The following is a 23,245-nucleotide window of genomic DNA, read 5'->3' as shown; positions in this document are numbered from 1 at the left end:
ATAAGATAATACCAATTTTCATTCTCACAGTAAAGTGAAAATGTATACCAATCTCATATAAAAACATGAATGTTACTCATATAGCAGGAATATGCCCATATTACAATATAGACTTTAAATACTATCCAAGAGCAGATAAACACTAAAAGCCCTCACAGCCGTAAAAGCGACAGCTTTCACAACCATGAGGGCTATTAGAGAAACTAGTATACCGTATGCAACCGATATAAAGTTTCAACTATTCAATTATACACGATCACGTTTGCGATATACGATGAACGGACGTGCTAAGTAGTTGAGTGGAACACTCAAGCAGTGTACCAAACGGCTAAATGGGAAGATAATAGCTACCACCATCCACGCTAACATGTGGAATTTAAACATGAATGGTACGCCTTCCATCAAGGATGGATCCGGCATAAAGGAGATTAGGCTACGGAACCAAGGGCCGATGGATACGCGGTAATCAAAGAAACCAGATGCATTAAGTAATGTACCAGCCATACCACTAAAAATAGCTAATGTTAAGAACAAGTATAACCATTTATCAAGGCCAGATGTATTAACTTTCATAGCAGGCACAGTAAAGCGACGTTTCATCAAAAGCAAGAAGCCTACGATGAAAATAATACCCGCTACAGCACCCATGTATAACGCACCTTGATGGTACATATGGTCATTAATACCGATTGCAGCAGTCCAAGTTTTAGGGATTAACACACCTACTACGTGACCACCGATAACGCAAAGCAAGCCAAAGTGGAACAATGGATTGGCAATGCGCAATTGTTTTTTCTCTAAAAATTCACTCGATTTTGTAGTCCAGTTTCTTTCAAAGTAGAAGAAACGAACCAAAGTACCTACGATTAAGAAGGTGAAAGCGATGTAAGGCAAAGCGCCCCAAAGGAATAGATTCATCGTGCACCGTCCTCCAATCCATTTGCAACAGACAAGATAATATCAAACAAGAATGCATAAGGCAATTTAGCCTCAATGAAGCGTTCTCTAATGTATTCCAATTTTGGCTTACAATAGTCGTAAATTTCTTTTGCTTTTTCATCATCGATAACGGCACATAATTCAAGAAGTGCTGGAATATAGTCTGGCATTTCTTTTGGCAAATCATAGTCGTTTTCTAGGAAGAACGCTTTAAATTTAACGAGTTCTTCTGCTTGTTCCCCAGTACCTTGCAATTCATAAGTCGACAAATACATCGTTGTATTTTGACTAAAATCAAAGGTACGAACAAATTGGTCTTCGAATTCTTTTTTATCGGATTCCTCTACATAGTCGAAGAATTCTAATAAACCTTGGCGAAGTTGAGGATGCCCAACGGATTGGGCGTCCTCTCTCCATTCAGGTAATTCGTTATACCATTGTTCATCAGGATAGCGTAGAAGAAATGACGCAATAAGAGCGATTTTCTGAGCATCCTTCATTATTGACATCCCCCTGTAGGGCAAGCAAAACCGCGATTTTGTTGCATTTCTAGGCGACCTTCGCGAGATACTTTCACATCAGATGGAATAACAAAGCGATCATTGTATTTGGACAATGCCAACAATTTGTACATACCGTACATTTGATCCTCTGTTAACTCCACATTGTGATCGATAGGACCGTCACCTGTTTCACGACGACGCATGTATTCACGCATGTCGAGAACACGTTGCAATGTACGAGCTAAAATTTCTGTATTACCTGCTGTAAACAAGTTAGCAAGGTATTGTACAGGTACGCGCATTTCATGCGCATCTGGCAAGTATACATCAGATGTTACACGTTGCAAGATTGGGCTGAGTGGTGGTACATACCAAACCATTGGCAATGTGCGATACTCAGGATGCAATGGCAATGCCACGCCCCACTCTTTTACAAGTTTGTATACAGGAGATTTTTGAGCTGCTTTAATCCATGCTTCAGAGATGCCTTCTGCACGAGCCGCTTTGATAACCTCTGGATCATGAGGATCCAAAATCAAATCTAATGTATTTTCGTAAATATCTTGTTCATTTTTTGTAGCTGCCATAGCTTCTACTTTGTCCATATCGTAGAATACAACGCCAACATAGCGCATACGACCTACACAAGTTTCAGCACAGATTTGAGGCAAGCCATTTTCTAAGCGTGGGTAACAGAATACGCATTTTTCAGCTTTATTAGTTTCCCAGTTATAGAAGATTTTTTTGTATGGACAAGATGGAACGCAATGTCTCCAACCGCGGCATACATCTTGAGATACGAGAACCACACCATCTTCGTCGCGTTTATAAATCGCGCCGGATGGACATGCAGCTACACATGCAGGGTTCAAGCAGTGGTTACAAAGACGTGGCAAGTAGCGCATGAACACTTCTTCGTAATCAAATACGATATCTTGGCCCATCTTAGTTAAGTTCACATCAGAGCGAGCATGTTGACCACCAGCCAAATCGTCATCCCAGTTAGGGCCCCAAGTAACTTCCATTTTTTGTTTAGTCACAAGGGAACGAGGACGAGCAACTGGTTGGTTGTTTTTACGACCACCATGAATCAATGTTTCATAGTCGTAAGTCCAAGGTTCGAAATAATCCTTCAACTCTGGTTGTTCAGGATGGAAGAATAATTTCATCAAACGATTTGTTTTAGAACCTGTAGAAAGAGCTAATTTGCCAGAGTTATCTAATGTCCAGCCGCCTTTCCATTTTTCTTGGTCTTCCCAATGACGTGGGTAACCTACGCCTGGGCGAGTTTCCACGTTATTGAAGTACATATATTCCGCGCCTTCGCGGTTCGTCCATGTATTTTTACAAGTGATAGAGCATGTATGACAACCCAAACACTTATCCAAATTTAGGACCATAGATACTTGAGCCTTAATCTTCAAGCCAATCTACCTCCTTCATTTTACGAGCCACAATTGTCATATCACGTTGGTTACCAGTTGGGCCATAGTAGTTAAAGCCATAGCTCAATTGGCCATAACCGCCGATCATGTGTGTCGGTTTCATGTGAATATGAGTTGGTGCATTATGCGTACCACCGCGTTGTTTCTTAACTTTCGCGCCAGGAACGTTGATGTGACGATCTTGGGAATGGTGCATATAGGAAATGCCGCGAGGAATACGTGGGGAAACTACAGCACGAGCTGCAACGATACCGTTTTTATTGAAAGCTTCTACCCAATCATTATCCTTAACGTCGATTTCTGCTGCATCGTCTTCGTTGAGCCAAATAGTTTGACCACCGCGGAACAATGTCAACATTTGTTGGCTATCGAAATACATACTATGTGTAGACCACTTGTGATGTGGTGTTAAGTATTTCAATGTGATTTCAGGAACACCTTCTTGTTTGTAGTCACCTTGTACTGGTTTATAGGACAATACCGGTTTGTACAATGCCATAGCTTCACCGTAATCGCGCATCATTTCATGGTCGCAATAGAAGGATTGACGACCTGTTACGGTACGGAATGGTACCTTATCTTCTGTAGATGTAGTAAATGGAGAATAACGACGGTTTTTATCGTTCTTACCAGTACTTGTTACAGAGCTAATGATGAAGCGTGGTTGACGAACCATGTCATCGAAGGTAATTTTTTCTTGTTCACGGCCTTTTGCGTTCTTTTCAAGACCGGAAAGGCCTGTTTTTTCTTCCATTGCTTTCCAAGAGCGAACAGCCAATTTACCGTTTGTACAAGAGGACAATGTCAATACAGCATTACAAGCTTCCTTACATTCGTAAATGCTAGGGCGGCCATGAGAAATGAATTCTGGATTATCGATGACACCATTTTGATCATATAATGTCTTATATTCATCAGATACATCCCAAGCCATGCCATGAGCACCCATTTTGTTTTCGATGTTAGGTCCCAATGCAATGTATTTTTCAAAGATTTTACTATAATCGCGTTTTACATGAACGAGGTTCGGCATTGTTTTACCAGGAATTGGTTCACATTCGCCTTTGCTCCAGTCGAGAACCTTACCTTCTGGTTGAGCCACTTCACCTGGGCTATCATGACCAAGAGGTAATGCTACGATATCTTCGTATTCTGTGAAGCCAGACTCTTTCGCTACGCGAGATACTGTTTCAGCAAGGGTACGGAATGTATCCCAGTCAGATTTAGTTTCCCATGCGCAATCAACAGCCGCTTGGAATACGTGTACATATGGATGCATATCTGTAGAAGACAAGTCTTCTTTTTCATACCATGTAGCCGCTGGGAACACGATATCAGAATACAAGCCGGTAGAAGCCATACGGAAGTCGATGTCGATTAAGAGGTCAAGCTTACCAGCTTCATCTGCTTCGCGCCACTTGATTTCTTCTGGTTTTACTGGTGCGTCATCATCTTCGAGAACACCATGTTTTGTACCAAGTAAATGTTTCAAGAAATATTCATGGCCTTTAGAGGAAGAACCGATAAGGTTCGCACGCCATACAAACAAGTTGCGTGGGTGGTTTTCTTTAGCCGCAGGATCTTCTACGCAGAATTGTAATTCTTTGTTTTTCAACGCTTGCGCCACATATTGGTTAATTTCTGCTTCTGTACCAGCACCTGCTGCACGAGCGTCGTTAATCAATTCTTGACTGCCTTTATTGAAAGTAGGGTACGATGGCAACCAGCCTAAACGTGCAGCCAATACGTTGTAATCACCAGGGTGACGGTAACGAGGCTTAGCTAATTTAGATACGCGGTCTGCCAAATCGATGCAATCAGAACGATATTGTTCTGTAGCAAAGTAGAACCAAGATGTACCATTTTGCAAACGAGGCGCTTTACTCCAGTCGTTAGCTGTCATGATACCGCCCCAACCTTCAACAGGACGAAGTTTTTCTTGACCTACGTAGTGAGCCCAGCCACCACCGTTAACACCTTCTGTACCACAGAACATGATGAGATTCAAGATTGTACGGTAAATGATATCCGCATGGTACCAGTGGTTGATACCACCGCCCATGATAATCATGGAACGACCTTTAGTTTTTTCTGCATTATCTGCAAATTCACGAGCTGTAGCAATAGCGATATCTGCTTTTACGCCAGTGATTTTTTCTTGCCATGTAGGTGTGTAAGGAGTGTCATCAGTGTAAGCTTTCGCTACTTCACCACCGATACCACGGTCAATACCATAGTTAGCAAGAATAAGGTCATATACGGTAGTTACTTTTACAGGACCGTCTACAGTTTGTACTGTAATAGTTGGAATAGCACGTTCAATAACGCCTTCGTGCTCTTCATCACCAAAGTATGGCAACTTAACAACAGTCACATCTTGACGTTGGTCAAATACGGATAAGCGAGGGTCAATTTTAGCCCCTGTATTGCGGTTTTCAAGGCGTAAGTTCCATTTTTGTGGATTTGTGTGACGGTCGCCCATTGTACCATTTGGAACAACGATTTCATTTGTTGTTTCATCAATTAATACAGTTTGGAAATCAGCACCGTCTTCTTTGCTACCTAAATCCTTAGCGTTTAAGAAACGACCTGGTTGTACTGCACCGTTGATGTCTTCAACGCGTACAAGGAATGGCATATCGGTAAACTCTTTAGCATACTCTTTGAAGTATGGAGTTTCCTTATCGATGTAATATTCTTTTAAGATAACATGACCCATTGCCATAGCAAGAGCCGCATCAGTGCCGGCTTTCACATTAAGCCAAGCATCGGAAGAAGTTGTAGATTCCGCATAGTCAGGAGATACGGATACAACCTTAGTACCTTTGTAACGAACCTCTGTCAAGAAGTGAGCATCAGGCGTACGAGTCAACGGTACGTTGGAACCCCAAGTCATGATGTAACCAGCATTGTACCAGTCACCAGATTCAGGTGTATCCGTTTGTTCACCCCAAACTTGTGGACTGGATGGTGGTAAATCGGCATACCAGTCATAGAAGGACAATGGTGAACCACCCATTAGGTTAAGGAAACGAGCACCTGCTGCATAGGACAACATGGACATCGCTGGAATTACAGAGAAGCCTGCGTTGCGGTCAGGGCCGTATGTTTTTGCTGTATATAGTAAAGATGCTGCAGTAATTTCTGTCGCTTCGTCCCAAGTGGAGCGCACAAAGCCACCCATACCACGGGCAGATTTATATTTTTTCGCCTTTTCAGGATCTTCTACGATAGATTTCCATGCTTCGATAGGATTTTTAGCTGTTTTCTTAGCTTCTCTCCAAAGCTCAGCCAATTCGCCGCGTACATATGGATATTTTACGCGCAATGGGCTGTATAAATACCAAGAGAATGTCGCACCACGAGGGCACCCACGTGGTTCATAGTCCGGCATATCATCCGGTGTTTCCGGATAATCTGTAGCTTGGTTTTCCCAGGCTACGACGCCATTTTTAACGTAAATGTTCCAGCTACAAGAACCTGTACAGTTTACGCCATGTGTTGTGCGGACTACTTTATCGTAGGACCAACGGTCACGATAAAAATTTTCCCATTCGCGACCGCCTTCTTCTGTGATTTGGTGACCGCTTTGAGATACGTCCTTCTTGCGAAGAAACTTGAATTTCTGAGACAATAAACTCATCTCGTGTCCTCCTTAAAACTACAAAAAAGCCCTTGCGTTAGCAATGCCAACAACAAGGGCGAATATCCACAATTATTCGATATTACTGATATTAGGATCGATCGTGTCGCTATCTAAATCGAGTAATCCGATTAATGCATCTAAGTCACAGATTACCAGATGGTGTTTATCATAGGCTACATAGCCTAATTTTCGTAACTCACTGAGCATGCGGTTTAAACTTTCCCGAGATGTGGCAGCAAATTCAGCTAACTCTTGATTTGTTAACGCGATATCTATATAGATACCGTCATCACGTTGAATACCATAGCTATTAGCTAAACGCAATAGTGTTGAATAGAATGCACCTTTTTTGCCATACAACAACAAATCTCTGTATTTGGCTTGTTGTCGCCGCATATGAAGTGTATAGATTTTCATCATTGCAATGGCCAGTGAATGGTCCTTTGCAATGGCTGGTTCCAAAACATCATAACGGATGGAATATACCGAGCATTTTTCACGTGCAATCGCATTGAACACGTAAGTCCGGGTGTTCGTCTCGTACAAAGGAATTTCACCAAGCACATTATTTGGCCCCACCAACCGATGAGCAAAAATATGACCACTTGCCTCAAATTTCTTAATACTAAGTCGCCCTTCACAGACAATAAAAAAATGATCTGCTATATCACCTTCGTGAAACAAAAACTCGCCTTTTTCAAGGTGAATTGTTTCTCCTGGCAATGCAAGTAACTGGTTAATTAACTCCTGTTCCATACTATCACCGTGCATCTTTCAGTGTCATTTGTCCATATTGATTGTGAAAGTAGCTTTCACAATCAGCCATGCACAAAAGGCACATATACTATATACTTTACGTATATTATCCCTATTATAACCGATTAATTCTCATATAAGTGTGTTTTTCGTCACATTCACATTATATTCTGTCCTATATAATAATGGTGTGATTTTAGGCACACTCTCTATTATTATAGTACCACATTTTACAAGGCTTTTAAACGAGATGTGCCACATATTCGTGTGAAAAGATCTACCCTTTATCACATGTGTTTTAGTTAAAGGAGAGCTCTCATGTCAGAACTAAAAATGCCTCAAGTAGGGGCAAGCCGTAGCGAAATTGTGGCTAATTGGCAACCAGAAAATCCAGAATTTTGGGAAAAGTTTGGTAAAAAAATTGCTAAACAAAACCTGGTTATATCCACAATTGCATTAACCCTTTCATTCTGTGTATGGTATTTATGGGCAACCATTGCAGCACAACTAAATGGCGCTGGCTTTAACTTTACAACAGATCAATTATTTACATTAGCCGCATTACCAGGTCTTGTAGGTGCTACATTACGTTTCGTATATACCTACATGCCGGCCTTAATCGGTGGTAAGAACTGGACATTTATTTCCACACTTATTTTATTAGTTCCTGTTGTATGGCTTGGCTTTGCCGTTCAAGATACAACAACTTCTTATACGACATTCATGATTTTGACTGTCCTTATCGGTTTAGCGGGCGGCAACTTCTCGTCCTCCATGGCGTACATTGGCAACTTCTTCCCTAAATCCGAAAAAGGTACTGCTCTTGGTATCAACGGCGGCGTTGGTAACCTTGGTGTTTCTGTAATCTACTTCTTGGCTCCATTTGCTATGGGTTCTACTGCACTAGGTAGTGTATTTGGTGTAACACCAGCTATCATCAAAGGTAACGCAGTATACCTTGCCAATGCAGCTTTCATGTGGATCGTACCACTCGTTGTTATCCTTGCACTTATGACACGTTTCATGGATAACTTACCACTAGAAAAACCAAATCCTAAAAATCTTGTACAAATCTTTGGGAACAAACACACTTGGGCGTTTACATTACTTTATACATGTTCCTTCGGTGCTTTCTCTGGTTATGCAGCAGCACTTGGTCTATTAGTAGGTAAAGAATTCCCAGAAGTACCATTTGCTTCTATCGCATTCGTAGGTCCACTTGTAGCAGGTGCACTTCGCCCTGTAGGTGGTTGGTTAGCAGACAAAATTAACAGCGGTACAAAAGTTACCTTTGTAAGCCTTCTCGGTCTATGTGCAACAACAGCGCTAATTGCGGTTGGCGTAGATATGCACAACTTCCCATTCTTCTTTGCTATGTCCGTGTTGACATTCGTATGCTGTGGCTTCGCAACTGGTGCTACATTCCGTATGATTCCTCACGTATTTGGCAATCCATTGCTTTCCTCTTTAATTACAGGTTTCGTTGCTGCCGTAGCTGCATACGGTGCCTTTATTACACCTAAAATCTTCGGTTTCGTATACTCCACATTCGGCAACATTCACCCTGCATTCGCAGTACTACTAGCATTCAACATCGTAACAGTTGCGGTTTGCTTCTGGTTCTATGTGAGAAAAGGGGCAAACATGAACGTATAAATTCATGTTCTACCTTATAGCTGTATAGAAAATATAATTTACTATCTAAACTTGGTAATAAAAGACACCCACAATTATCCTCCAGCTACTTTAACGGTCTACGGCCTAGGGCCTTGACCTAGTAAAGTCGGATAATTGTGGGTGTTCTTTTATTGGAATTTAGATCTGTATTAGAGCATCACGTAGTAAATTATATTTTCTGCCACAGCAATTACGGTCGCCCATGAATTTATACGTTCTAAATAGACAGAACGATCTGCGGCCTAGGGCCTTGACCTAGTAAAGTCGAATAATTGTGGGTGTTCTTTTATTGGAATTTAGATCTGTATTAGAACATCACATAGTAAATTATATTTTCTGCCACAGCAATTACGGTTGTCCATGAATTTATTCGTTCTAAATAGACAGAACGGTCGCGGCCTAGGGACTTGACCTCATCCATATACCTCTTCTAAAAATTAGAACAGGCCTGTTCTAATTTCTAGGAGAGCATGTATTGATGCACCAAGAAACTATGTGAAAACTTTATATGCTTATTTTCTTTGTAAGCCACGGCAAACGAGTTCAAAGATAACTTTCTGTGCTTCTAACCATTCATCGCTTTGGGACCACTTATATTGTTTATTAACAGCATATAGTCCGTGCACTAAAAATACAAAAACGGATACACCCACGTCAAATGAAGTCCCAAGTGCTTCTGCCATAACAAGCCCTTGCCGATCTTTTTCACTCCGTATAATTCGTTGCAATACATATTCTGAAATTTGGTCATCTAAAAATAAAGGTAAATACTTTTTATGTCGTATAATACGCTGACATAAGGGCAATCTATCAAAAATAGAATCGTATGCTTCTCTCAACGAAACAGAATTAGAAGCAGCCGATAAGGTTTGAGCTATAGTTTGTAAATTATTATTATCTACCATTCCTGGTCGCGAATAAGCGATTGCATCATCTACTAAATCATCAACAATTTCCATGATATTGCTATAATGTAAATAAAAAGTAGAGCGAGTTATACCTGATGCTTTACACAACAATGTTACGGTTAAAGACTCAAAAGAATGGTTTTCTAAACAACTAAGCAACCCTTCTTTTAACAACATTCGTGTCATTTCTTTTCGAGTTATCATATAACCTCCTACATAGACACATTTATACAATGTGTCTATTAACAAACACAGTGTCAATTATTGTTGAGACTAGTATAACAAAACAAGGTACACTAATTCTAGAGATTACAAACAGTAATCTATTTGATTAGATTTTCAAAATACAATTAAGGAGATACCTATGACACAATATACTCACATTAGAAATGCTACAGGAAAATTAACAATAAAAAACACAACATTTCTTATTGATCCATTCTTAGCACCAAAAGATACTTATCCTGGCTTTGAAGGAACATTTAACTATCAACAAAGAATGCCTATGGTTGATTTACCTGTATCAATGGACAATCTATTAAGCAATGTAACTGCGGTAGTAGTTACACACACACATCTCGATCATTGGGATGACACGGCAATTAAATCTATTCCAAAGTCACTTCCTATTTTTGTGCAAAATACAGCGGACAAAGAACTTATTATCTCCCAAGGCTTTAATGATGTACGCATCATTTTTGAAAGTCTTGAGTTTAATGGTATCACATTAAGAAAAACAGGTGGTTCACACGGCACTATAGAAATGTATGCAAATCCAGTTCTCGCACCATTAGCAGGCGATGCAATGGGCGTTATTTTTGAAGCAGCAGACGAACCAACTGTGTACCTTGTAGGCGATACAGTTTGGACAAGTGATGTAGAGAAGGCTCTCCTTCGCTTCGATCCTAACGTTATTATTATGAACACTGGATATGCTCAAGTTTTAGGCTTTGAAGATAGTATTATTATGGGTACAAAAGATATTGGCCGCATGGTAGTACGCAAACCAGAAGCTAAAATCATCGCTGTTCATATGGATACAGTTAATCATACAGCAACAAGCCGTAAGGATGTGCGCAAATTTATCAAAGGCACCCATATCGAAAGCCATGTAGCAGTCCCTGAGGATGGAGAAACTATTATACTATAAGTTACTATATACCTATGTTGTTTTTATGTTGTTATTGAGGTATACTATAAACATAAAGAGAGTCATTGACGTGTGCAAGCGTTAGGCTCATCTAAAAATTTGGGAAATAAGATGCGCCTAACGTGTAAGTATTACCAGTACTTATTACGTTAGGCGTTATCTTAAGTTTATTTGAATAAACTTAAGATGGAAATTACAATGAAGCGTCAGGTCTGCCTGACGCTTTTATTCTTTCATAAATAATTATTAGTTAATTAGGCTAAAACGTAGAAAATAAAACTCATCATTTAGATTTACTAATTTAGAGTTTACCTCTAATGAAATAACCCTCTCAGTACGTCCGACTTTGCTAGGTCAAGGCTATGCCGCAGACCGTTAAGGCGGTGGAGGACGCACGAGAGGGTATTTCATTACCTCGTAAAGAAGATGAGTTTTATTTTCGGTTAAATAGTCTAATCAATTAATAATTATTTTACTTCTGCCCAACCTAAAGCAGCCCGTTTTGCATCCATATCTGCTAAGATTTTTTCTGCTACTTTAACAGGATCAGTATTTACATACATAACGGAACCTAAGAGATCTTTAGTATCTTCTTTCAACCATTTTGTAACAGCATCAGAGCCTTGTGTAGGTGGCTCAACGCAGTGGTAGGAGTTAATCCCCATCAATCGGAAACCGAGGGATGCACCAACACCTTTTTCGTTAGACCATTCAGGACTAGACATAGCAAATGGTAATTGAGGCAAGTTAAGGCCTAATTCTGCTGCGATACCACCGAAGATACCAGAGGAACGCGCATTATCTACACATTCGCCAACATGCCATACTGGGGGTTGATCATCGCCCAAGAACTCTTGCAATGCAGGGCTACATTTCTTAATAGCATCTGTATTACAATAGCCAAGTTTCATCAATGGGAAGGATGCGCAACCATTAGTTAAGATAAGGCAGCCATTTTTAATAAGTGTATCAACAACATCTACAGTTGCTTTTTCATAGATAACACGAGGATTGGAACAACCTACTACATTAACGATACCACGGACTTTACCTGATTTTAAAGCCTCTGCCAATGGTTTGAAGGAACCGTAATGTTTAACAGTGGATTCCGGAGAGAAACCAACTTCTGCAGTGATTTCATATGGCGGGATGAATACAGGCATCCCTTTACGTAATTCATGAGCTTCAAGAGCGCGATCCAAGATTTTGCGAGCCAATTCTTTAGTTTCGGACAAGTTAGTATGATGATGATCGTAACCGATATGTTCTGCACCTGGCAAGCGAGTTGCATCAGATGTTGTAATAACTTTTGTATTGAAACAACGTGCTACGTCCATAATGGCAGGAAATACGTCTTGTACATCTGCTACCCAACAATCAAGAGCACCTGTACCAAGTACAAGTTCAGCACCAATTGCATTACACAATGGGATAACGTTTTCATAACGATACATACTGGACAAACCAGAGCAACAAATCCCATAGAATTGGATACCTTTCGCACCAATAGCTTTCGCTTTTTCTAAGTACTCTTCAGATGCACCAATTTTACAAATTTGAGATACCAATGTTGGCAAGTGACCATGAACAGCTATGTTAACATACCCTTTTTTCAAAGCACCAATATTAACCTTTGATGTACGGCGGCCGCCTTGACCAAATAATGCATCAGTAGCAATATCTGCAGCTACTACACCAGTAAATGTGAAAGCAAGACCACAACGCAAAAATTGTTTCATATTGCTTTCCCAATCGCCATCTCCACCTACACATGTGCGATGGTATGCATCAAATGCTTCGTTGTATGCGGAAACAGGCAAGATATCTAGATTTTTCCAAACTTCACGACGTTCAGCAGGAGCCATAGCTGTAATCGTCTTATATTCACCTGGCAACGCACGACTCAAGTCTTCTAACAGAACATCTGCTAAATCATTAGCTACATCTTTTAAGGAACGGCCTTCTTCAGGAATGTTGAAAGCTTTACATACGGTACGGATTTTTTCTTCGCCCAAAATCGGAATATCTAATTCACCAGTAGCAGCAGCCTTCAAAGAAATCAAGATTTCACGAGCATGCGCACCATGTTGAGTCAAACCACCAGCAACGGCACGTGTCATGTTACGAGCTACGATAAGATCAGCATCAGCACCGCAGACACCGCGAGGGCTCTTAGGTGTAATTTTACATGGACCCATGAAGCAAACACGACAACATACGCCAGCAATACCGAAAGTACATTGTGGTTGTTGTTTGTCGAAACGGTCAAACACTGTATCGCAACCGATTTGCTCCATACGAAGAATCATTTCACGTACCGCAGGGTCTGGTGTTTGTTCAATTACATCCTGTTTTGTAGGCCAGGTTTTACGATACTCAGCAACGGCTTTCATGTAGTCGTTTACACCATGTTCATGAGGTACCCCTGGTTCATGAGTATGTGGCACCCATTTATCCGTCGGCATAGCCTTTGCATGACTATGGTCGTGACCATGTTCATGATCGTGATCGTGGTCGTGGTCGTGACCATGATGATGATAACCGCCACAATGCTCATGGTCATGATGATGTTCGTCATGACTGTGGTCATGGATGTTTTTGTTTTCCACATCTTTATTCATAATAAACCTCCTAGGGGCCTACATAGGCCAACTGACAATAACAAGAAAACATATTCTACATTTACTTCTAGTTAATTCCACCATAATGATGGGCTTTAAGTCCTATCTTCAAAATATGTTTTAATCTATTACAAGTATATTTTTTGAGAGGACAATTGTCAATCTAATTTTATACATATTATAAAAAATATCGCCTCCAATCCCCCATTATAACAATGTTTTTCAATTATAAAACTCATAATAATTTCATGAAACAAACTTATTTTTAATTCCTATTTATTAAAGGAATTAAAATTACTCATGAGAAATAAACACCTTATAATACTAATTCTATATACACCAACAATTCTCCTGCATCATTTTCACAAAATCTTACTGCTCCATCTAAAATATTTAAAACATTAGCTCCGCTTTAGCGCAGTAGCTTCTCTAACGCAAATGTGCTAAAAACTTTAATGTATAAGCATAAAGGATAAAGTAAAAACAGCCCGTCACAAATGACTTCGGGCTCCGCTTTAGCGCAGTAGCGTGTCATTTGTGACGGGCTGTTTTGTATTTAACTATAGTGTTACATTAAAGTTTTTAGTACATCAAGTACTTCTTGTGGTAATTCATTTTTACCGTCTTTGAGTTTTTCCACGTATTCAGAGCGGAATTCAAAGGCTTGGTGTAGTTGGTGATGGTATTCGCGTACATCAAATGGTGGTTCGAATCCTGGTACTTCTACGTAGGATAGGTTTTCATAGGCACCGAATGGTTCGAATTGTAGGTCTCCTTCTACTAGGCGTTCTAATAAATCAATGGTCACTTCTTTAGGGATTTTCTTTTCAAGGAAGAATCCGGTGTTCATGATATAGCAATCTACACCACATTCTTTGAAGAGTTTTTTGTAGCTTTCATAATCACGAACTAACGGATAGGTACGGAATGGGTTTGCATATGGTTCAATAACGAGTGCATTTGGATCGACGTTGGCATCGAGTTTTTCCGCAGTAGAGCGGCGTGTTGCAAGGGTTGCGCCCATAGTGGAAGCCAATATAGGGTCGTCGATTTTAAGGATTGGTGGCAATGTTTTATCTTTCATTAGCCACACAATGGCATTAACCGGTTCGTCCACGTGGTTTACGCGATTGTCTGTCCAGAATTGGGATTTAATAGCACGGCCATTATTGTTGCGCACGTCCTCAGCCAATACGACCTTATTACCATTTTCATCGAGGGTAACGCCTACGTTTTGCAAGGTTAATAAGTATTTATTAGCAGGGTGTTCCACAGGATAATCCTGCATTTTATCAAAGTATGTTGGTTCCATCGCAACGGAGGACAAATCATTTGTATTGATGATATATGCATCGTCATGCAAGATAGAAATATCATAGCGACCATTGTGTTTTTCGTGAGTCAATGTAGATTTACCGGAACCGGATAGACCAAATACGCCGATTGTGAAAGACTCACCATTTTTAAGGTTATAGCGTTTCATACCGCCGTGGCAGGCTACGTAGCCATAACGGTTTGCTAAAGACCAAGCCAATGTCAATGTGCCTTTTTTATGTTCCCCAAAGTAACGCATGCCAAGAATCATAGCGCAGTTATGAGCAGGATCAAAAATAGCAAGACCACCTGGATGACCTGGTACTACATAGTCAGGGTCAGAGTAGATATAAATATCCCCTTCCGGGATGTCTTTACTGTTGTTATAGAACTCTTTCACTGCATCGTCAAAAAATTTAAAGTTCATAACCCAAGAATACATGATAGATGCATGATCCTTTGGAATCATAAGATGAGCACGAGCCGTGAATTTTCGATCAAGACCAACCACAACTTGTGTAGAAATCCATTCTTTATTGCGACTATCATACACAGCATCACGAGCGATACCGGCTAATTCGACTTCATCAATACCTTCATCACCAATGATACGGCGAGCCTTCGCATAGCGGCCAGTCGTTTTACCATCATTAGTTACGAGAATTTTAGCATCAGCTGGTAAACCTTGTTCTTCTGGTTTAAATACAGGCATATCAAGAAGAATGACACCTGGTTCTTGCGTTGCCAATGTATACGCTTCTGCTACAGATGTAACAGGTTTTACGTTATTGCCATAAAACGCAGTTTCAATGGTGCTGCGTAATTTAGAAAATAACGGATTTGTCTTGATTTCACTTTGATTCCAAATGCGACGTGTTGCCATTCTAATCCTCACCTTTATCGTATAACTTTATAAAAACCTATCGGTACGTGTATTGAAAATACTTCTAATAATTTCTATTTTACCTGTTTTTAACAAATTTGTATACACGAAAGAGATGAATAAAAGTAAATTATTGTATGTTTATTTTAAATTAGTGCAACACATTTTGTAATAATAAAAATTGATAATTATTGTAAGCTCTCAGAGAGTTACTTTTTATTAATAAATGCGTTGATTATCGCCTACAAAGTCAGTTTTATCCCAAGTCAACAATGTACGGGAGCCTTCTAATTCACGGATATGTGTACAATCTTGCATCATTTCTAGTACGCCTCGGAATTTACCATTTTCATCGCGCACGGCCGTGTAGATAACGTAGATAAACAAGCCCGGTTTATTGATCCAAAATTCTGCTTGGCTTTGTTCTCCCGAACGGAATTTCTCTACGATTTCTTCTACAACATGAACAGACTTAGCAGGATGGCAATTCTTCACCTCACGGCCAATAACATTAGCACTACGAGGGAAAATGCGATGTGGTGTATCACTGTAGAATTTAACGAGTTCATTTTCATCTACATAGGATAAATCCACAGGCAGATGACGGAACAACAAATTAATTTGTTCTAAGGTCAATTTGCCAGTGGCCACATCTAGGACAGCATCTTTACTAACGGCTGCACCTCCTACAGGGCCAACATATTTGGATAATAGACCTGCCAAATCGTTTAGGAACTCGTTAGATACAGCACCGTTTTGACCGGAGTTATTTGTATTTAGTTGTGCCGCAGAATCATTGATGCCTGTCACTACATATAAACCCGGTGCGTTAATAATAGCATAACCGATTTCATGGTCATTTTTGCTCATGCGCACAAACTCTTCATCACTTAATAATTTAAAGGATGTTGGCAATAAAACCTCTAACTCCTTAGAGTTCAAATCACGTAACTTTGCCAGTGTTTCTGGAACAGATGCTAGGAATTCTTCATATTTATCTTCACGAAGCAATGCATAGGATGCAGAGATAGCATCGCGCACGCCATCATCAAAGGTCCACATAATCCGCGTTGGACGATCAAACCCATGATTTTCTAACATTGGATATAATTGATTTTGCTTACGAGATAGATGGATACGCCATTCTGCTAAGGAATCAAAAACACCAAGCCAAGGATTTTTAATAAACTTATCTTGTTTTAACAATTCATCCGCTTCAAGAGCTACCTTTTCAACCGCATTAATTTCTTCTAAATAAGCCCACAACGGATGATTCTCTGGGTACTCATTTTCGGCACGCACTAATACACCGTCAAATAAATTCAACAAATCATCCATCTTGTCTAGTATTTCTTCATCCTTATAGAAACCTTTCAAACTTTGCTCTGCATAAGCAAATTCGTCAGGCGTACAAGTACCTAACTTTTCTTTTAAAATACGGTTACCCTCTTCCAAGGATAATTTACCGTCTAAATAATCCTCTTTAATAGATACAATAATTCTGTACCGTTCGTTATTAATATCTAGCTTTTGCTGTAATGGATTCATATGCTTATACCTCCAGGGGTCAAAGACTATTAGTATATACAATATATTATTACTATATTAAATATATTTTTATTATATTTATTTTGAAAGTAATTTTCAGTTGCTGCAGATACATTTCCCAAGATAATTGAGCCACAAAACACTTTCACCCAATATAATTAACTCCTTAAGTACTTTCACCAGCACATAAAAAAGCACCCATACAATGTATGAGTGCCTTCTATTAATTCCTTAAATTAATATATTCAGTTTTAGATGCCTCTACAGGATTGCCATTGCTATCCGTAGCCGGTGTAAATTTCCATGTAGAAATCGTGTTCACAATGGATGCATCCGCATCACTACTACCAGTAGACCCTTGTAATTCTACATGAGAAACGGATCCATCTGTATTAATAGTAAAGTTTACATTAACAACAGTTGCATCACCGGCATAACCATGTAGTACACCAGAATCAAAGCCTGGTGTAGATACTGCTTTTGGCGCTTCATAAGGTGTGGCCGCCAAAGAAACAGCGGCAGACATGGACATTATTAATGCCGTTAAGGCAACACAACGCAATACATTACTCATCATCTTTCTCCTCATTTAGTCTTATGACCACTCTCATTATTGAGTCCTAGACTGTTTCACTCCTTATTTTGCCTTAGGACCATTCGCTTTCGCATTCACATCAGACGCATGATTATCGTTAGACTGTGATTTGTCTATCGTCAATTTACCATTGCCGGACTTAGCTGGAGCATTACCCTTTGGCAATGTAATTGTCATGCCTATGATGGATGCATGGGCTTTTTGATCTGTGCCAATAGCCGGCGTAAATTCCCATTGTCTAATAGCAGCTTTCACAGCCTCATCAACAGGACCATAACCCGAGGATTGTTCTACAAAGACATTTTCAACCTTGCCTTGTTTGTTAATTAGGAATCGTACACGCATATGATCTGCTACGATAATTCCATTTGGAATAGCTGGCATCGTAGGTTTAACGATGGATACCTCGCGAGGTGCTTCTGTAAATCTACCCGCAGCCGCATCAGCATGAGCAGGCATCATAGCACCTACCGCAAATGTAAGAACAGCAGCACACGCGAATCGAGTTAATATATTCATGGTTTGTTCCCCCTCGAAATTAATATAATAAATATACATATATAATACTCGATAAAGATGAAGAAAAAAATACTTAACTGCAAAATGTAATCTATTAGTAAAAAATATATTTATAGAATAATTTTTATTGATAATTTTTCTCATCTATGTTATATTCATATTGACTAAATTGATCGGATTACACATCAAGTTGATGTAACAAAATTACAAAAGGAGGTTCATCATGAGACGTAGAAAGCGTATTCAAATGAAGGTCATGATGGTACTTGGTATCGTTGCCCTCGTTGGGCCGAACCATCTACAAGCTCTTATCCACTAAATGATCGTGACCTTAGCAGAAGACTGTATAACTGCCAATAGCCGCTACGTTAGTAGCGGCTATTTTTCTGTTTAAATTTAGGGAAATATTCTCCACTTCAAATGATTTCATCATTAAGACAGTACAGTTCCCTCAAACAAGATTATTAAAGTTTTTAAAATTAGCATCTATATAAAGGAGGTTTATTATGAAGTTCAACCGAGTCGTATTAGTCGTCGTATCATTAGCACTTATGTTACTAGCCCTTGCAGGCTGTGGTAAGGATGCAGCACAGGACAGTCAAAAGAAACTAAACGTCGTCGCCACTACGACGATGCTGACCGATTTAGTAAAAGAAATTGGCGGTGACCATGTGTCCGTCCAAGGTCTTATGGGCCCTGGCGTAGACCCTCATCTCTATCAAGCGAGCGCCGGCGATGTAACAACTATGTCTAAGGCAGATGTTGTAGTGTACAACGGTGTTCACTTAGAAGGTAAAATGGGTTCTATTTTCGACAATTTAACAAAACAAAATAAAGCTACTATCCGCGTATCCGACGCCATTAATCCAGCTACTCTACTCGACTTTGACGAAGAAGATGGCGTGAAAACTAAAGACCCTCATATTTGGTTCGATGTAGCAAATTGGAAACTTGCAGCCAAGGCTGTATACGAAGGACTTTCAAAAGCAGACCCAGCTCACAAAGAGGATTTCAAAAAACGCTATGATGCATACCTCACTAAATTAGATGAAACAGATGCATACATCAAAACTCAAGCAGAATCAATTCCTAAAGAATCTCGCGTTCTCGTAACAGCACACGATGCCTTCCAATACTTTGCTCGTGCGTATGGCTTTGAAGTAAAAGGTTTGCAAGGTGTAAGTACTGCTACAGAAGCAGGCACACAAGATGTGAATGAACTTGTGCAATTCATCGTAGATCACAAAATTAAAGCGATCTTCGTAGAATCTTCTGTACCGCACAAAACAATTGAAGCCGTTCAAGAAGCAGCTAAGGCTAAAGGTTGGAACGTTGCCATCGGTGGCGAATTATACTCCGACTCCCTCGGTTCTGAAGGCACTGAAGGCGGCACATATATCGGTATGGTAAAAGCCAATATCGATACCATCGCTAAAGCACTTAAATAAACAATGATAAAAGGAGGTCTCTATGGAATGGGCCGTTGAAGTTGAAGATATGACCGTAGCCTATACGACAAAACCCGTATTATGGGACGTAGATATGAAGGTACCCATCGGTTCCTTAGCGGCTATCGTCGGCCCTAATGGAGCCGGTAAATCTACATTATTAAAGGCCATGTTAGGCCTATTAACAGTTATCTCAGGTAGTGTTAAGTTTTATATCGACCACCACCTTGCGATGGACAAAAAGGATTACAAGAAAATCGCCTATGTCCCTCAAAGCGGTAGCGTAGACTGGGACTTTCCTACTACCGTATTAGATGTCGTACTTATGGGCCGCTATGGTCATCTAGGTTGGTTCAAACGACCAAGTAAAAAGGATAAGGAACTCGCCCTCTCCATGATTGAAAAAATGGGCATGAGCGACTATGTAAATAGGCAAATTCGTCAACTTTCAGGGGGCCAACAACAGCGTGTATTCCTCGCGAGAGCCCTCGTACAAGAGGCAGATATTTACCTCATGGACGAGCCTTTTAAGGGCGTCGATAAAACGACGGAGCACGCCATTATCTCCCTTTTACAAGAAATGAAAGCGCGCGGCAAAACGGTTATCGTCGTACATCACGACTTAAATACGGTACCTCAATATTTCGACTGGGTAACGATGGTCAATAAGCAAACTGTTGCCTATGGTCCCGTAGCAGAGACCTTTACCGATGAGGTCATCGAGCGCACCTACGGCAAGGGGAGGATTGTATGACCATACTCCAGTCCTATACGACACAGATGGTATTGCTCGGCACGGCTCTCTTGGGCCTTGCCAGTGGTATTGCAGGCACCTTCGCTGTACTGCGCAAGGAAAGCCTAATCGGTGACGGTCTCTCCCACGCGGCACTGCCTGGTGTAGTCATCGCATTCTTGCTGACCGGTATAAAAGACATTGAGGTACTCATTATAGGTGCCGCCCTGTCCTCTATCACTGCGGCGTGGCTCATAACCATTACCGTAGAAAACAGTAAAATCAAATTCGATGGTGCTCTGGCTACTATACTATCTGCTTTCTTTGGTCTTGGTATGGTTCTACTCACCTACCTTCAAAGTCTGAACAATGCAGGTCAGGCGGGGCTTTCAAAATTTATATTTGGACAGGCCGCCACCATATTAGCCCGCGATGTGTACATTACATCGGCGGCAGCGCTCATCATTATCGTTTTAACAGCCTTATTTTGGAAAGAGCTAAAGCTCATTTCCTTTGACGTAGAATACGCCAAAACATTGCAAATTCCCATCACCTTTACACTCATTTTATATCGATTCCTATTGATCATGACCATCATCATCGGCATTCAATCAGTAGGTGCTATCTTAATCAGTTCCCTACTCATTGCACCGGCCGTAGGGGCTCGTCAGTGGACGAACAAGCTAGGTACCATGTGTATGTTAGCAGGATGTTTCGGTATGGTATCTGCTATCGGCGGTACCATTTGGAGTACAACAGTACAAAAACTGCCTACAGGACCTGCCATCATCGTCATTCTGTCGATTATTGTACTGTTGAGCCTCATATTTGCACCTAATAGAGGCATCTTGTGGCAATTCCGGAAAAGAGGTGCCCCATGACAGTACATACAGAGATTTTATTCATTGCCATTGCGGTATCCATCGCGTGCGCTATCCCTGGTGTATTCCTCGTGCTGCGCCGCATGTCCATGATGGCTGACGCCATTACGCACACCGTATTCCTCGGCATCGTGCTCGCTTTCTTTGTAACGGAAGACTTAAACTCGCCCTTGCTTTTAGTAGGGGCAACCATAGTCGGCGTAGGAACAGTGTGGCTTACAGAGATGATTCATAACACGGGCCTCGTCAACGAAGACGCATCCATTGGTATCATCTTCCCCCTCCTCTTCTCCATTGCCATCATTCTCGTCAGCCTCTACAGCGGCAACGCACACCTTGACGTAGATACGGCACTTCTAGGGGAAATTGCGTTCGCTCCATTCGACAGATGGATTGTAAACGGCACCGACCTAGGTCCTGTTTCACTATGGATTTCCCTTGGGGTGGCATTCATCAACCTCCTATTAGTTATGCTCTTCTACAAGGAATTGCAGCTATCCACCTTCGATCCACTATTAGCAGGGCTTTTCGGCTTCATGCCTGCCCTCATCCACTACGTGCTCATGACCATGGTATCCCTCACCGTGGTGGCTTCATTCCAAGCAGTAGGCGCCATTCTCGTTATTGGCCTCATGATCGGACCTGCGGTCATCGCTTATTTATGGACGGACTCTGTGAAAGCCATGCTCATTAGCAGTATCATCATCGGCATTATCTGTGCCGTTATCGGTACAGAAGTCGCTTTCACCCTAGACGTATCCATTGCAGGCGCTATCGCAACAACGATTGGTCTCGCATTATTAATTGCCGTTATTTGCACGCCAAAGACAGGCTATATTGCAACCTATCTTCGCCAACGCCACTTGCGTCGTCACTATCGAGAAACGATGATGCTCTGCCACATCTATACCCATATGAATACACCTGTGGCGGCCATTGAAAATGGTATCGGCACCATTCACGAACACTTGAACTGGAAGCCAGACTATACACACCAAGCCGCAACACACCTTAAGAAACAAGGCTTGTTGTACGTAACAAATGGGTACTATATGCTGACCGATAAAGGTGTAGCGCAAGTTAAAGAAATTATTTAAATATAATACCAATACTTTGTCCCAACAAAAAAGAAGCTGAAACCAATGCTAATCTGCAAGATTTCAGCTTCTTCTTTTATATTTAATTATATGGCTAGAACACAACACGCATCTGATACCACTTAGCACCGCCGTGATCAGATATAGACTCGCCTTCATTTACAAAGCCAAACTTGGCGTAATAATGAATCTTTTCTTCCTTACATGTCAAAATAACGCCTTTTCGATTTTCTTCTTTGGCCAATTTTATGAAAGCCTCAATCAACTGCCCCCCTACACCGCGATTGCGATACGCTGGCATTGTATTTAGGCCAAATATCATCTGCCATGCCCCATCAGGATTGTGCATAGATGCATCAGCAAACATCTCATCGGTTAGGATTTCATCATCCGTTACAAATCCATCGATAAAACCGATAGGTGTATCACCGTCAAAGGCAATTAAAAACTGACCTGCATAATGATCTAATCGTTCCTTAAAAGCCTCACGAGGCGCCGCCTCAGCAGGAGGAAAACAAGTTGCTTCTATATGTGTCACTAAATCTAAATCAGCGGTTGTCGCTTTTCGTATAAGCATATTAT

The 23,245-nt window shown here is 40.8% G+C and carries 18 protein-coding genes; 6 read left to right on the top strand and 12 right to left on the bottom strand.

What is annotated here, in order from left to right:
* Positions 1 to 246: 246 nt before the first annotated feature.
* The 5 genes from narI to VAHSUH02_RS02995 form a co-directional block, all read right to left on the bottom strand.
* A complete protein-coding gene (gene narI / locus VAHSUH02_RS03015; protein WP_005376692.1) occupies positions 247 to 918 on the bottom strand; it encodes a respiratory nitrate reductase subunit gamma in 672 nt (223 codons plus the stop codon).
* On the bottom strand, positions 915 to 1,439 hold the full coding sequence (narJ, locus tag VAHSUH02_RS03010; RefSeq protein ID WP_038149029.1) for a nitrate reductase molybdenum cofactor assembly chaperone: 525 nt from the start codon (positions 1,437 to 1,439) through the stop codon (positions 915 to 917). Before narJ ends, narI begins: the two co-directional genes overlap by 4 nt.
* Positions 1,439 to 2,866 (bottom strand): nitrate reductase subunit beta, encoded by a 1,428-nt coding sequence (narH, locus tag VAHSUH02_RS03005; protein ID WP_005376657.1) that lies wholly within the window; start codon positions 2,864 to 2,866, stop codon positions 1,439 to 1,441. The genes narJ and narH overlap by 1 nt, the downstream gene beginning before the upstream one ends.
* Complete coding sequence (locus VAHSUH02_RS03000) at positions 2,856 to 6,530, bottom strand: nitrate reductase subunit alpha (RefSeq protein WP_005384382.1); 3,675 nt, start codon at positions 6,528 to 6,530, stop codon at positions 2,856 to 2,858. The genes narH and VAHSUH02_RS03000 overlap by 11 nt, the downstream gene beginning before the upstream one ends.
* A gap of 72 nt (positions 6,531 to 6,602) precedes the next feature.
* Positions 6,603 to 7,289 (bottom strand): Crp/Fnr family transcriptional regulator, encoded by a 687-nt coding sequence (locus VAHSUH02_RS02995; protein ID WP_038124720.1) that lies wholly within the window; start codon positions 7,287 to 7,289, stop codon positions 6,603 to 6,605.
* 318 nt (positions 7,290 to 7,607) lie between these two features.
* Here VAHSUH02_RS02995 and VAHSUH02_RS02990 point away from each other — a divergent pair, with 318 nt between their 5' ends.
* Positions 7,608 to 8,945: an MFS transporter gene (locus tag VAHSUH02_RS02990; protein WP_005384381.1), complete on the top strand. Its 1,338-nt coding sequence runs from the start codon at positions 7,608 to 7,610 to the stop codon at positions 8,943 to 8,945.
* 533 nt (positions 8,946 to 9,478) lie between these two features.
* Here the strand turns inward: VAHSUH02_RS02990 and VAHSUH02_RS02985 are convergent.
* The gene (locus VAHSUH02_RS02985; RefSeq protein WP_038149027.1) at positions 9,479 to 10,078 is read right to left on the bottom strand and encodes a TetR/AcrR family transcriptional regulator; all 600 of its coding nucleotides are present in this window, start codon (positions 10,076 to 10,078) and stop codon (positions 9,479 to 9,481) included.
* A gap of 160 nt (positions 10,079 to 10,238) precedes the next feature.
* Between VAHSUH02_RS02985 and VAHSUH02_RS02980 the strand changes: the two genes are divergently transcribed.
* Positions 10,239 to 11,024, top strand: a complete 786-nt coding sequence (locus VAHSUH02_RS02980; protein WP_005384379.1) for an MBL fold metallo-hydrolase — start codon at positions 10,239 to 10,241, stop codon at positions 11,022 to 11,024.
* 467 nt (positions 11,025 to 11,491) lie between these two features.
* Here the strand turns inward: VAHSUH02_RS02980 and cooS are convergent, their stop codons facing one another.
* From cooS to VAHSUH02_RS02955, 5 genes are all read right to left on the bottom strand, one after another.
* Positions 11,492 to 13,645 (bottom strand): anaerobic carbon-monoxide dehydrogenase catalytic subunit, encoded by a 2,154-nt coding sequence (gene cooS, locus VAHSUH02_RS02975; RefSeq protein WP_005381535.1) that lies wholly within the window; start codon positions 13,643 to 13,645, stop codon positions 11,492 to 11,494.
* A gap of 568 nt (positions 13,646 to 14,213) precedes the next feature.
* Positions 14,214 to 15,842, bottom strand: a complete 1,629-nt coding sequence (locus VAHSUH02_RS02970) for a phosphoenolpyruvate carboxykinase (ATP) (RefSeq protein WP_105112043.1) — start codon at positions 15,840 to 15,842, stop codon at positions 14,214 to 14,216.
* A 219-nt stretch (positions 15,843 to 16,061) separates the two neighbouring features.
* On the bottom strand, positions 16,062 to 17,390 hold the full coding sequence (locus VAHSUH02_RS02965; protein ID WP_005384377.1) for a DUF438 domain-containing protein: 1,329 nt from the start codon (positions 17,388 to 17,390) through the stop codon (positions 16,062 to 16,064).
* Positions 17,391 to 17,613: 223 nt separating this feature from the next.
* Positions 17,614 to 17,964 carry an energy transducer TonB gene (locus VAHSUH02_RS02960; protein WP_038149024.1) on the bottom strand — a complete coding sequence of 117 codons (351 nt, stop codon included), beginning with the start codon at positions 17,962 to 17,964 and terminating at the stop codon, positions 17,614 to 17,616.
* A 63-nt stretch (positions 17,965 to 18,027) separates the two neighbouring features.
* Positions 18,028 to 18,504 (bottom strand): energy transducer TonB, encoded by a 477-nt coding sequence (locus VAHSUH02_RS02955; RefSeq protein WP_038149022.1) that lies wholly within the window; start codon positions 18,502 to 18,504, stop codon positions 18,028 to 18,030.
* 506 nt (positions 18,505 to 19,010) lie between these two features.
* On the opposite strand from VAHSUH02_RS02955, the gene VAHSUH02_RS02950 reads away from it, so the two are divergent.
* From VAHSUH02_RS02950 to VAHSUH02_RS02935, 4 genes are read left to right on the top strand one after another with little or no spacing between them, the layout of a single operon-like run.
* Entirely contained in the window at positions 19,011 to 19,952 is a 942-nt protein-coding gene (locus VAHSUH02_RS02950) for a metal ABC transporter solute-binding protein, Zn/Mn family (protein ID WP_005384370.1), read from the top strand.
* Positions 19,953 to 19,974: 22 nt separating this feature from the next.
* Positions 19,975 to 20,706 (top strand): metal ABC transporter ATP-binding protein, encoded by a 732-nt coding sequence (locus tag VAHSUH02_RS02945; RefSeq protein ID WP_005384369.1) that lies wholly within the window; start codon positions 19,975 to 19,977, stop codon positions 20,704 to 20,706.
* Entirely contained in the window at positions 20,703 to 21,566 is an 864-nt protein-coding gene (locus tag VAHSUH02_RS02940; protein WP_005384367.1) for a metal ABC transporter permease, read from the top strand. Before VAHSUH02_RS02945 ends, VAHSUH02_RS02940 begins: the two co-directional genes overlap by 4 nt.
* Positions 21,563 to 22,663 (top strand): metal ABC transporter permease, encoded by a 1,101-nt coding sequence (locus tag VAHSUH02_RS02935; protein WP_005384366.1) that lies wholly within the window; start codon positions 21,563 to 21,565, stop codon positions 22,661 to 22,663. Before VAHSUH02_RS02940 ends, VAHSUH02_RS02935 begins: the two co-directional genes overlap by 4 nt.
* A gap of 94 nt (positions 22,664 to 22,757) precedes the next feature.
* Here VAHSUH02_RS02935 and VAHSUH02_RS02930 read toward each other — a convergent pair whose 3' ends face one another.
* Positions 22,758 to 23,240 (bottom strand): GNAT family N-acetyltransferase, encoded by a 483-nt coding sequence (locus tag VAHSUH02_RS02930; protein ID WP_005384356.1) that lies wholly within the window; start codon positions 23,238 to 23,240, stop codon positions 22,758 to 22,760.
* Positions 23,241 to 23,245: the final 5 nt, after the last annotated feature.

This window comes from Veillonella atypica KON (assembly GCF_002959915.1).
Lineage (GTDB): Bacteria > Bacillota > Negativicutes > Veillonellales > Veillonellaceae > Veillonella > Veillonella atypica.
The sequence above is the reverse complement of the archived record's forward strand: the minus strand, read 5'-3'. Positions and strand labels throughout refer to the sequence as shown.